This window comes from Atopostipes suicloacalis DSM 15692, from assembly GCF_900129085.1.
In the GTDB taxonomy this organism is placed as follows: Bacteria; Bacillota; Bacilli; order Lactobacillales; family Carnobacteriaceae_A; genus Atopostipes; species Atopostipes suicloacalis.
In genome coordinates this window covers 74,200-85,873 of record NZ_FQUF01000002.1, presented here as the reverse complement: position 1 = coordinate 85,873, position 11,674 = coordinate 74,200, and the positions used below count along the sequence as shown (strand labels likewise).

Here is an 11,674-nt window from a genome sequence, read left to right as displayed (position 1 = left end):
GCTAAATGAATAACCTTATTTAATTAAGCTTTGACCAGTCATCTCAGCAGGTTGTTCTATCCCTAATAATTCAAGCATAGTAGGGGCAACATCCGCTAATTTTCCGTCACCACGTAACGTTAAACCTTTTTTCGTCACAATCACAGGAACCGGAACCGTCGTATGAGCAGTATGTGGTTGCTCATCGTCCGTAATTACTGTATCCGCATTTCCATGATCGGCAAAGATAATGGCATAACCATCTTTTTCAAGAATTTTATCCACAACACGACCTAGATTCTCATCCGTTGCTTCTACTGCTTTGATTGTAGCATCTAGTTTACCAGAATGTCCAACCATATCAGGGTTAGCGAAGTTTAAGATAATCGCATCGTATTTATCTTCATCAATTCCTTCAATCAATGTGTCCGCTACTTCATAGGCACTCATTTCAGGTTGTAAATCATAGGTTTCAACTTGTGGTGAAGGCACTAAGATACGACTTTCCTTAGGATATTCTTCATGGACGCCACCATTCATAAAGAATGTGACATGCGGGAATTTTTCCGTTTCAGCCACACGAACTTGGTCCATGTCGGCATCAGACAATACTTCACCCAAAACATTTTTCATCAATTGTGGTGGGAAAAGAACTTCCGCATTCATCTCATCGGTATAGTTGGTCATGGTTGCTAAAAAGACGCCTTTAGGTTTTTCTCCTAAATCAAATTCACTAAAGTTTTCTTCCGATATCGCGCGGGACAATTGAATCGCACGGTCTGGTCGGAAGTTAAAGAAGATAATTGCGTCATTATCTTCAACTTTTGCAATCGGTTGACCATCTTTTTCGATAACTGTTGGAATAATAAACTCGTCAAAAACTTCTTCTTTATAACTATTTTTGACTGCTTCTACAGGATCTTCTGCATGGTTCCCTTCCCCATGATAAATCGCATCGTAAGCTTTCTTAATTCGAGGCCAGCGATTGTCTCGGTCCATTGCGTAAAAACGTCCAGAAACCGTAGCAATTTCACCAACGCCTTCTGCAGCTAAAAATTCTTGTAATTTTTTAATCGAATCCGCTCCAGAATCTGGTGCAACGTCACGACCATCAGTAAATGCATGAATATAAATTCGTTCGATCCCATTGCTTTTTGCATCTTGGATGATTGCATTTAACTGTCTTTGATGCGAATGCACGCCACCGTCAGACACTAAACCAAATAAATGAAGAGCTGAATCATTTTCTTTTACATGATTAAACGTATTTAGTAGCACATCGTTTTTGGCAAAGTCACCATCTGCGATAGCTTTATCAATACGTGTAATACTTTGATAAACAATTCGTCCTGCACCAATATTGGTATGTCCAACTTCAGAGTTCCCCATTTGTCCTTCAGGTAACCCAACCGCTAAACCAGAAGCTTGCATCGTATTATGTGGAAATTCATTCCAATAACGATCAAAGTTTGGTTTATTTGCTTGGTTGACTGCATTTCCATGGTCGTCTTCTCGCCATCCAAAACCATCTAAAATGATGATGGCTACTGGTGATTTAGTCATTATTATCCGCCGCCTCTAATAGTTTTAAGAATGAGTCAGCTTCTAAGCTAGCACCACCAACAAGCGCACCATCGATATCTGACTGATCCAATAATTCAGCAATATTGTCAGGTTTTACAGAACCGCCATACTGAATACGAACAGCTTCTGCAGTTTCTTCGTCATATAATTCTTGAACCGTTTCGCGAATGACTTTGATTGTATCATTTGCTTGTTCAGATGTTGCTGTTTTACCTGTACCAATTGCCCAAATAGGTTCGTAAGCAAGAACTAATTCTTTTACTTGTTCAGCTGTTAAGCCTTCAAGAGCTGCTTTTACTTGACCAGAAACCCATTCATTTGTTTCTCCAGCTTCACGTTGGTCTAAAGATTCACCCACACAGATAATAGGTAACATCTTATGGTTGAAAACAGCGTGAGCTTTTTTATTGACTTCTTCGTCTGTTTCTCCAAAAATATCTCGACGTTCTGAGTGGCCAATAATAACATAATCTGTTCCTAAGTCAGCAAGTGCTTTAGGACTTGTTTCTCCTGTAAAGGCACCTTCATCTTCAAAGTAGCTATTTTGTGCGGCTACTTTTAAATCAGTACCTTCTGTCCATTCCACTAATTTTTGAGTGAAAATGTTTGGTGCACCTACAACGGCATCTACAACATCATTTGCTGGAATATTATTTTTAACTGCTTGAACGAATTCCTCTGCTTCAGCGAGTGTTTTGTTCATTTTCCAATTTCCTGCGATAATTGGTTTTCTCACAATATCACCTTTCCAATCAATTATTTCCCTATTTCCCATAAAAAATGATCTCATATGGGTCAAAGGTTCTTTCAATTAAAGAAATTTCGATTCTTACTTATCAGAGATAGAAGAAATTCCTGGTAATTCTTTACCTTCTAAATATTCTAAACTTGCGCCACCACCGGTTGAAATATGACTAAAGTCATCTTCAAAACCTAATTGTTGTACAGCTGTTGCTGAGTCTCCCCCACCAACAATAGTTGTAGCTCCTTCTAATTCAGCTAAGATTCTAGAAAGTTCTTCTGTACCTTTCGCAAAGTTTGACATTTCAAACACACCCATTGGTCCATTCCATACCACTGTTTTTGCGCCTTTTAATTCTTCTTTAAATAGCTCAATGGTTTTTGGTCCAATGTCTAAGCCCATTTTATCGGCTGGAATATTTCCTTCAACGACTTCTGATGGAGAATCATTATCAAATTCTGATGCTACCACATTATCAACTGGTAAAACAAGTTTGTCGCCTGCTTTTTCAAGTAAAGAACCAGCTAAGTCTACTTTGTCTTCTTCTAATAATGAAGTTCCAATTTCTTTTCCTTGAGCTTTGAAGAATGTATAAGCCATTCCTCCACCGATTAGAACTTTATCTGCTTTTTCTAATAAGTTTTCAATAACTCCAATTTTATCAGAAACTTTTGCTCCACCTAAAATAGCAACAAATGGACGTTCTGGGTTATCTACTGCTCCACCGATAAAGTCAATTTCTTTTTGGACTAAGAAGCCAGCAGCTGATTCAACGTTTGAAGCAATTCCTACGTTTGAAGCATGTGCACGGTGAGCTGTACCGAAAGCGTCATTAACAAATACATCGCCTAAGCTTGCCCAATATTTACCTAATTCTGGGTCGTTGCCACTTTCTTTTTTACCATCTAAATCTTCAAAACGTGTGTTTTCAAACATGAGAACTTCGCCATTCTTTAATTCATCAACAGCGTCTTCTAATGCTTCACCACGTGTTTCTGGAATAAATGTAACGTCTTTCCCTAGAAGTTCACTTAAACGCTCTGAAACAGGTCGTAAAGTATTTTTAGCTTTATCTTCTTCTGTTTTAATACGACCTAAGTGAGAAAATACAATAACTTTTCCGCCTTCATTTAGGATATATTCAATTGTAGGAAGTGCTGCTTGAATACGGTTATCGTTAGTAATCTCGCCATCTTTCATTGGCACGTTAAAGTCTGCACGAACCAGTACTTTTTTTCCTTTTAAATCTAAGTCTTTTACTGATTTTTTAGCCATACTTCTCCCTCATTCTTTTATCATTCATAAATTTTCTTCATTAAAAAAAGCAGGAAGCGCGATCGCTTCCCGCTTTTTAAAGCTTTAAAAATTTTATTTGTTGACTGAATTAACCTAATTCTGCAAAATGTTCTAACGTACGAGCCATGTTTGAAACAAATCCATACTCGTTATCGTACCATGCAACAGTTTTAACTAATTGTGATCCATCTTCTGATTCTTGGATTTCTGTTAGTGTTGCATCAAATACTGATCCTGCTGGTAAACCAACAATGTCTGAAGAAACAATTTCATCTTCATTGTAAGCAAATGCTGGGTTAGAGAAATCTTTCATTTTTGCATTGATTTCTTCAACCGTTGTTTTTTCTTCTAACAATGAGTAAAGAATTGTGTGTGAACCAGTAATTGTTGGAACACGTAAAGCAGAACCGTCTAATAATCCATCAACTTCAGGAATTACTTTACCAATTGCTTTAGCTGCACCTGTAGTTGCAGGAATAATGTTTTGTGCTGCTGCACGTCCACTACGGAATTTACCGTTTGGTGAATCTTGTAATGCTTGTGTAGCTGTGTAAGCATGAACAGTAACCATGTTACCTGCTTTAATTTTGAAGTTGTCATTTAATACTTTAACAACGGGTGCTAAAGAGTTTGTAGTACATGAAGCTGCTGAGATAATTGTATCTTCTGCAGTAATTTCATCGTCATTAACTCCGAAAACAACCATTTTTGCATCGCTAGCAGGAGCTGAAATTAATACGCGTTTTGCACCAGCATCAATATGAGCTTGTGATTTTTCAACGCTTGTATAGAATCCTGTACATTCTAAAACAATGTCAATTCCTAGGTCGCCCCAAGGTAATTTGCTTGCATCTGCTTCTTCGTAAGCTTTAATTTCTTTACCATCAATAACGATTGCGTCGCCTTTAGCTTCAACTGTACCGTCAAATGTTCCAAATGCAGTATCGTATTTGAATAGATATGCTAAATTATCGTTATCTGTTAAGTCGTTAACTGCAACAACCTCTAAGTCACTACCTGTTTCTAATAAACGTCGTAACATTAGACGTCCAATACGACCAAAACCATTAATTGCTACTTTTGTTGTCATAAATGATTTCCTCCTTAGAAAATCTTACCTTTTTTTATTTTAAAGGGTTTCCCCCATTTAAAATCTCATTTGCTGCTGCTTCATCTGTGATTAACCACGTATGGGATGGAGCAGTCTTTAAATACGCATTGATTGCATTCGCTTTTCGTTTTCCACCTGCTACGGTGACGATATGTTCGATCTTTTTGAGTGATGAAGACTGTAAGCCAATGTTTGACAATTTATAAATGACTTCACCATTTTTATTAATAAATTCTCCGAAAGCTTCTGCAACGGCTTCTTTTTCTTTCAATAACTTCAACGTATCTTCTTCAAGTCCCCGACGTTTGGCCATCTCAATTGGGGTACCTATACTGTACAAAATTAGCGAGGCACTTTCAACTATTTCTAATGTCTTTTTGATCTCTGGCTCTTTCAGTAATTCTTCATAAATTTTCTTGTGAACATGTTCTGGTGCATATAGCCCGTGACTTTGTCCTCCTGTTTGTTGAGCCATTCTTTGAGCAATCACATTTGCTTCAATCATTGCATCGTCTCCAAGCCCACCACGAGCTGGAACAAACAATAATTCTCGGTTATAGCCTAAGTTGGCATCCATATGGTTGGCGACTTCGTTTAAAGTCGTACCTCCCATTACAGCTATAATCTGTTCGCCTTCGCCTAGTAAATGATTGATGATCTCTGTTGTTCTTTCCGCCATAGTGGAAAGAATTTTATAGTCTTTATCAAAATTACCAGGAACGATTGAACAAGATTGGATATCTAAATGTTTAGCCAATTTATCCTGTAACTCAAGCAAATAATTTTGCTCTTCTAATAACTCTCTCAACTGATTGAGTGTATCGAGTCCTTCAGCAGTTAATAACATTCCCGCCTTTGTCGTAGAAATTAAATTCGATTTTTTTAATATTTCTACTTCACTTCGAATGGATCGTTCAGTAAGTTGAACTTTTTCTGAAAGTAGTCTTCGACCAATGGGGCCTTCTTGGCTAATCACGTTAAGAATGTGATAACGTCTCAACAATAATTCATAAGCATCAGGAAGTACTTTTTTTATTACGGATAACATTGTACACTCCCTCTCGCCTGCCTCACATGTATAAATATACCAGCAAGCGGGACAAATGTCAACCACATAAGACTATCCATGGGACTTTTTTTGCCCGAAGTGACTCCCCGTTTTTCCCAAAGATTCATTTGTATTATACGTTGTTCAAGAATAGAAAACAAACAATAAACAATCCACTAAAATATGTTTTTTATTTTCCAGTTCCTTGAGAGAAAGATTTTTATTTATATTCATTTTGGAACTTGAGGAGGGAAAGTGCAAAAAATAAAGCCTCTTCTCGATTAGGAGAAAAGGCTTTGTGTTCGATTAAAAATTATGAGATTTTATTTGAATTTTCAACGATTTCATCAATTAAACCATATTCTTTTGCTTCTTCGGCGTTCATGAAGTTATCACGATCGGTATCTCGTTCGATGACTTCGATAGGTTGGCCTGTTGCGTCTGCTAGAATTTGATTTAATTTTTCTCGTGTTTTTAGAATGTGACGAGCGGCAATTTCAATTTCTGTTGCTTGACCTTGTGCTCCACCAAGTGGTTGGTGAATCATAATTTCAGCATTTGGTAAAGCAAATCTCTTGCCTTTGGTTCCAGCGGTTGCTAGGACACTTCCCATTGAAGCAGCCATTCCAATAACGATGGTTTGAACATCGGCATTCACAAAATTCATCGTGTCATAAATAGCCATTCCTGCGGTTACACTACCCCCTGGAGAGTTAACGTATAAAAAGATATCCTTGTCTGGGTCTTGTGCATCTAAGAAAAGGAGTTGAGCGACCACTGAGTTGGCCACGGTATCGTTAATTTCTCCACTTAACATGATAATACGGTCTTTAAGTAAACGCGAATAAATATCATAAGCTCGCTCACCACGAGGCGATTGTTCAATAACTGTTGGTACTAAATTCATGTAAATCCTCCTAATATTTAAAATAAGATTAAATAGTTAAATTTTCTTCATTTATATAACAGTATTTATTATAAATCTTTGGTCAGTAAAGGTCAAACAAAAAGCCCCTCTTCTATCCAAAGTGTTTATTTTTCTAATTGATTCAAATTAATAGATGAATGAGCCACCAAAAATCCTTAACTCACACCGATTTCATCCGCCATTTTCATAATTTTACGCATGCGGTGATTCACAGCACTCTTAGAAATAGGATCTCCAGGTAAGATTTCGCCTAATTCTTTTAGACTGGCTTCTGGATTCTCCAAACGAAGGGTAGCAATCTCTTGTATTTTTTCTGGTAAATTTTCTAAACCTATTTCTTTTTCAACAAGTAAGATCCCCTCAATTTGTTTGGTCGCTGCATCCACGGTTTTATTTAAATTGGCCTGCTCGCAATTGACTAAACGGTTCACTGAATTTCTCATATCTCGGACAATCCGGATATCTTCAAAATGAAACAAACCATTGTTTGCGCCAATGATACCTAAAAAATCCGCAATTTTTTCGGCCTCTTTTAAATACGTCATATAGCCACCGTTTCGGCGCTCATGCGTCTTCGGATTTAAATCAAACATTTCCATCATTTCAAGATGATCCTCATTCATCGCCTGATGACTCGAATGAATCTCTAAATGGTAACTGTTAGTTTCTGGACTATTGACAGAACCTCGTGCCAAGAAAGCTCCTCGTAAATACGACCGAGCTTTCTGTTCGTTTTCCTGAATGCTTTTTGGAAGACGAATCTCATGCAGCATAGCTTCAAAAATATCTAATGCCATCAAAATGTCTTTTGCTTGCTGATTGAGACGAATAAAATAAACATTATTTTTGTTTAGTTTCATTCGACGACGGACACTAATCTCAGCTTGCACGTCAAATAAATCTTTAATCAGCGAATAAATACGTCTCGCGATCGCTGCATTTTCTGTTTGAATCGTTACACGTATGTGATCGGGTGTTTGTTTTAATGTGCCATTTAGGCGAATTAATGCGGCTAATTCAGCTTTGGCATGTTCAGGATGGACTTCAAGCATCGTTAATTCTTTTTTGACATCAGATGCATATGACATTCCATCAACTCCTCTAATTTCCTTTAATATTTTATAACTTTAATGTTCGATGGTTAAATGAAACGGCTCGTAATATTTCTTCGACCACTTTATCTCCGTTATGATAAACGCCTTTTTCTGTAATATTTAAAAAGTCATTGGATATAATTTTAGGGACTTTTGCTTCAAGCTTTTTAAAATCATGGTCCACTTGAAACAAATATTCATCATTAGCCATTTTGGCTACATGTTCTTTAGGAACTTCTGCATTATTAACTAGTACCGTATCTATGAAATCATGATTTAAATGTCTACACAAAACTTCTACATGATTGGCATCGCTAAAACCTTCTGTTTCTCCCATCTGTGTCATAATATTGCTAATGTAGAGCACTTGGGCTGAGGTATCAATAATAGCTTGGCCAACTTCTGGGATCATTAATGAAGGTAAAATGCTTGTATATAATGAACCCGGTCCTAAAACGACCATATCTGCATCTAATATCGACGAAACAACTTTTTTCCCAGCTTTGGCTGTCTTTTGATCAGGGTCTGTTGTAGAAACAGAGACATAATCAATTGTTTTATCCGGATGGCCAATCTGGGACTCACCTTCTCCAAAAGTGCCATCTTTGTAACGAGCATGCAAAATTAGAGGCTCTTCTGAAGCTGGGTAGACATGACCATCGACATACATCATCTTCGCCAGTAATTGAATGGCTTGATAAATACTTCCTTGCATTTCAGAAGTGGCTAAAATAATGAGATTTCCAAGAGAGTGACCATTCATTGTTTTATCTTCTGATTTAAAGCGGTATTGGAAAATGTCTTTTTGTTTTTCGGGAATATCGCTTAAGGCGACTAAGACATTTCGAATGTCTCCTGGCGGCACAGTATTAAACATTTTCCGTAATTCTCCACTGCTTCCCCCATCATCCGCAACGGTCACGATGGCGGTTACCTCGGCATCTTTATTCTTCAAACTATTTAAAATAACAGGTAAGCCCGTTCCCCCACCAATCACGGTTATTTTTGGTCGTGAACGTTTTGGATGGTATATTTTCATGATCTCACCTTTGAATTTTTTACCACATTAAAATCTCGATGGGTAATATTTACAGGATAGCCTGCAGCCTCAATTTGTTTGGCCATTCTTTCAATTAAAGCCACTGAACGATGATGCCCACCTGTACAACCAATCGCTATGGTTAAGCTACTCTTCCCTTCTCGACGATAGCCTGGCAAGGTATAATTAATTAAATTCATAAATAAATTATAGAAATCTTCTGTTTCTGGCTGACGCATCACAAAGTCATACACTTCTTCATCGGTTCCTCGCAAAGGTCTTAACTCTTCGTCATAGTATGGATTGGGTAAAAAGCGAACGTCCATCACGATGTCTGCATCAATCGGTAAGCCATTTTTGAAACCGAAAGAAATCAATTCGACATGAAAGGGTTCAGCTTCTTTTGCACCGAACTTATCCATTAATTGTTGGCGTAGTTCTCGAGGTGTGGTGTGGGTTGTATCAATACATTCGCCTGCTCTTAGTCGTATTTCATCAAGGAAATTACGTTCTTCTAGGATTCCATCAATTGTTCGGCCTTGTTTGGCTAAGGGATGGGATCGTCTGGTTTCTTTATAGCGGGAAACGAGTTCTTCGTCCGTGGCATCTAAAAAGACAATACGGCTTTCGATGGCTGTTTTTTCTTCCACGTATTCGATGGCGTCGTAGATTTCTTGAAAAAATAATTGTGAGCGCAAGTCCATGACAAGGGCTAATTTATCAAACTTATGCACACTTTGTATTAATTTTAAAAATGTGGGGATTAGATTCGGTGGCATATTGTCGATGCAGTAATATCCCATATCTTCAAAGCTTTGTATGGCGACTGTTTTTCCTGCGCCGCTCATTCCTGTAATAATGACAAGTTCCATTTTATTTGCCATGTTGATCACTCCATTTAAGACGTTTCTTTATTTTTGACTCTTTCATAATTATAACACATCCGGGCGTATCATAATATGAAAAAAGGTTGAAAAGGCTTGTTTCTCTTTTAAATAGGAGGAAAACTTACAACCTAGAAGCTGTAAGTTCCTCAAACAATTTTTTTATTCTTTAATATATTCATTAATGCTATCTTCGAAGCGAGCGACTTTTTGGTCCGCTTCTTCGTTGGTTGAAGCTACTGCTCCAATATAAAATTTGATTTTTGGTTCTGTTCCTGATGGGCGTGCGGCAATCCAGCTACCGTCTGCTAAGTAGTATTTCAAAACGTCTGCTTGATCAAAATCAATGGTTTCGACTTGGCCATCGTTTCGAGTTTTTGTACTCGCTTGATAGTCTTCTACTGCTTCTACTTGGACGCCTCCAAAGGAAGTAGGTGCTTCTTGTCTTAGGGAGGTCATCAGTTGCTTGATTTTTTCGGCACCTGTAATCCCACTCATGGTAATTGATATGGTTTTTTCTTTAAAATAACCATATTCTTCAAATAGGTTTTGTAAGCCGTCATAACAAGTCATGCCTTGTTCTTTGTAGTAAGCGGCAATTTCTGCTAAAAAGATTAAGGTTTGAATCGCATCTTTATCGCGAACAAACGATTCTAATAAGTAGCCATAACTTTCTTCAAAACCAAAAAGAAATTCTTTTTCACCGGTTGCTTCATATTCTTTGATTTTTTGAGCGATAAATTTGAAACCAGTGAGTACATTTACCGTTTCTACTCCTGATTTTTCAGCAATTACGGCTGGCATTTCACTAGATACAATAGATTTTAATATCGCGCCATTTTCAGGTAAGGTTCCTTGCTTTTCATATGCTTTTAATAAGTAATCGACAATTAAAGCTGCGATTTGGTTTCCGGTTAAAACTTCATATTCCCCATTTTCTAATAAAGCCGCCATACCAAGACGATCGGCATCTGGGTCAGTCGCAATTAGAATTTCTGCGCCAATTTCTTTACCTAATTCAATCGATAATTCAAAGGCAGCAGGATCTTCTGGGTTTGGTAATTTTACTGTAGTAAAATCAGGATCTGGCTGGGCTTGTTTAGGTTCTAAAGTTACATTTTCAAAACCGGCATTTTCCAAAGCACGAGAACCAATCATCGTTGCTGTTCCATGAAGGGGTGAGAAGACAATATTTAAGTCTTTGTTTCTTTTAATTAGTTCATGGTCAATATTTACCGTGTCTAATTTTTCTAAATACGCTTCATCCACTGCTTCGCCAATGATTTCTAATAGATTTTGTTCAAGGAGTTCTTCTTTTTCTAAAACATCAATTTCTAAAATATTCTCAACTTGTCGAACGTATTCGGTTAGCTTATTCGCTTCGGCAGGTGGAAATTGTCCCCCATCTTCCCCATAAACTTTATAGCCGTTATATTCTGGAGGATTATGGCTTGCGGTCATCATTATTCCAGAAAATGTATTTAAATGACGGACAGCAAAGGAAAGTTCTGGTGTCGTGCGTAAACTTTCAAAGAGATACGTTTTAATTCCATGTTTTCCTAAAGTCTTAGCAGCTTCTAGTGAAAACTCTGGTGATTTGTGGCGTGAATCATAAGCGATGACGACCCCACGCTTCTTAGCTTCTTCCCCCTGCTCTTCAATAAAACGTGCTAGTCCTTCTGTCGCTTGACGGACGGTATAGACGTTCATTCGATTGGTTCCTGCACCGATCACTCCACGCATACCTGCCGTTCCAAACTCAAGATTTGTATAAAAGGCCTCTTCAAGTTCTGCAGTGTTTCCTTCTAAGGAGTCTAAATTTTCTCTCATTTCATCTTCCAAGTTTTCAAAATCATTCCATAAGGTGTATGTAGTTTCCCAGCTCATTTTAATCCCTCTCTTTAAGTTCTTTCTTTTTATTATAACATGTTTGTAAAAGTAAACCCTTTATTTCTTATTTTTTATGAAA

Annotated in this window: 10 protein-coding genes; all 10 read right to left on the bottom strand. The window is 37.6% G+C overall.

Annotated features, from left to right (window positions below):
- Positions 1-15: 15 nt before the first annotated feature.
- The gene (gene gpmI / locus BUB96_RS00370) at positions 16-1,542 is read right to left on the bottom strand and encodes a 2,3-bisphosphoglycerate-independent phosphoglycerate mutase (RefSeq protein WP_073294490.1); all 1,527 of its coding nucleotides are present in this window, start codon (positions 1,540-1,542) and stop codon (positions 16-18) included.
- Positions 1,535-2,299: a triose-phosphate isomerase gene (tpiA, locus tag BUB96_RS00365; RefSeq protein WP_073294682.1), complete on the bottom strand. Its 765-nt coding sequence runs from the start codon at positions 2,297-2,299 to the stop codon at positions 1,535-1,537. The genes gpmI and tpiA overlap by 8 nt, the downstream gene beginning before the upstream one ends.
- A gap of 93 nt (positions 2,300-2,392) precedes the next feature.
- Positions 2,393-3,580: a phosphoglycerate kinase gene (locus tag BUB96_RS00360; protein ID WP_073294487.1), complete on the bottom strand. Its 1,188-nt coding sequence runs from the start codon at positions 3,578-3,580 to the stop codon at positions 2,393-2,395.
- 109 nt (positions 3,581-3,689) lie between these two features.
- Positions 3,690-4,691, bottom strand: coding sequence for a type I glyceraldehyde-3-phosphate dehydrogenase (gene gap / locus BUB96_RS00355; protein WP_073294484.1), 1,002 nt, complete (start codon positions 4,689-4,691; stop codon positions 3,690-3,692).
- 34 nt (positions 4,692-4,725) lie between these two features.
- Complete coding sequence (locus BUB96_RS00350; RefSeq protein ID WP_073294481.1) at positions 4,726-5,760, bottom strand: sugar-binding transcriptional regulator; 1,035 nt, start codon at positions 5,758-5,760, stop codon at positions 4,726-4,728.
- 313 nt (positions 5,761-6,073) lie between these two features.
- Positions 6,074-6,667, bottom strand: a complete 594-nt coding sequence (gene clpP, locus BUB96_RS00345; RefSeq protein WP_073294478.1) for an ATP-dependent Clp endopeptidase proteolytic subunit ClpP — start codon at positions 6,665-6,667, stop codon at positions 6,074-6,076.
- A 176-nt stretch (positions 6,668-6,843) separates the two neighbouring features.
- Positions 6,844-7,776: a DNA-binding protein WhiA gene (whiA, locus tag BUB96_RS00340; RefSeq protein WP_073294475.1), complete on the bottom strand. Its 933-nt coding sequence runs from the start codon at positions 7,774-7,776 to the stop codon at positions 6,844-6,846.
- Positions 7,777-7,807: 31 nt separating this feature from the next.
- Entirely contained in the window at positions 7,808-8,821 is a 1,014-nt protein-coding gene (locus BUB96_RS00335; protein WP_073294472.1) for a gluconeogenesis factor YvcK family protein, read from the bottom strand.
- Positions 8,818-9,705, bottom strand: a complete 888-nt coding sequence (rapZ, locus tag BUB96_RS00330) for an RNase adapter RapZ (RefSeq protein ID WP_073294468.1) — start codon at positions 9,703-9,705, stop codon at positions 8,818-8,820. The genes BUB96_RS00335 and rapZ overlap by 4 nt, the downstream gene beginning before the upstream one ends.
- A gap of 162 nt (positions 9,706-9,867) precedes the next feature.
- Positions 9,868-11,592, bottom strand: a complete 1,725-nt coding sequence (locus tag BUB96_RS00325; protein WP_073294465.1) for a phospho-sugar mutase — start codon at positions 11,590-11,592, stop codon at positions 9,868-9,870.
- Positions 11,593-11,674 lie beyond the last annotated feature (82 nt).

Bases quoted from the DNA above. Each gene is read 5' to 3' on its own strand.
- gpmI (WP_073294490.1), bottom strand. From the start codon at position 1,542: ATGACTAAATCACCAGTAGCCATCATCATTTTAGATGGTTTTGGATGG.
- BUB96_RS00360 (WP_073294487.1), bottom strand. From the start codon at position 3,580: ATGGCTAAAAAATCAGTAAAAGACTTAGATTTAAAAGGAAAAAAAGTA.
- whiA (WP_073294475.1), bottom strand. From the start codon at position 7,776: ATGTCATATGCATCTGATGTCAAAAAAGAATTAACGATGCTTGAAGTC.
- gap (WP_073294484.1), bottom strand. From the start codon at position 4,691: ATGACAACAAAAGTAGCAATTAATGGTTTTGGTCGTATTGGACGTCTA.
- clpP (WP_073294478.1), bottom strand. From the start codon at position 6,667: ATGAATTTAGTACCAACAGTTATTGAACAATCGCCTCGTGGTGAGCGA.
- BUB96_RS00335 (WP_073294472.1), bottom strand. From the start codon at position 8,821: ATGAAAATATACCATCCAAAACGTTCACGACCAAAAATAACCGTGATT.
- BUB96_RS00350 (WP_073294481.1), bottom strand. From the start codon at position 5,760: ATGTTATCCGTAATAAAAAAAGTACTTCCTGATGCTTATGAATTATTG.
- BUB96_RS00325 (WP_073294465.1), bottom strand. From the start codon at position 11,592: ATGAGCTGGGAAACTACATACACCTTATGGAATGATTTTGAAAACTTG.
- rapZ (WP_073294468.1), bottom strand. From the start codon at position 9,705: ATGGCAAATAAAATGGAACTTGTCATTATTACAGGAATGAGCGGCGCA.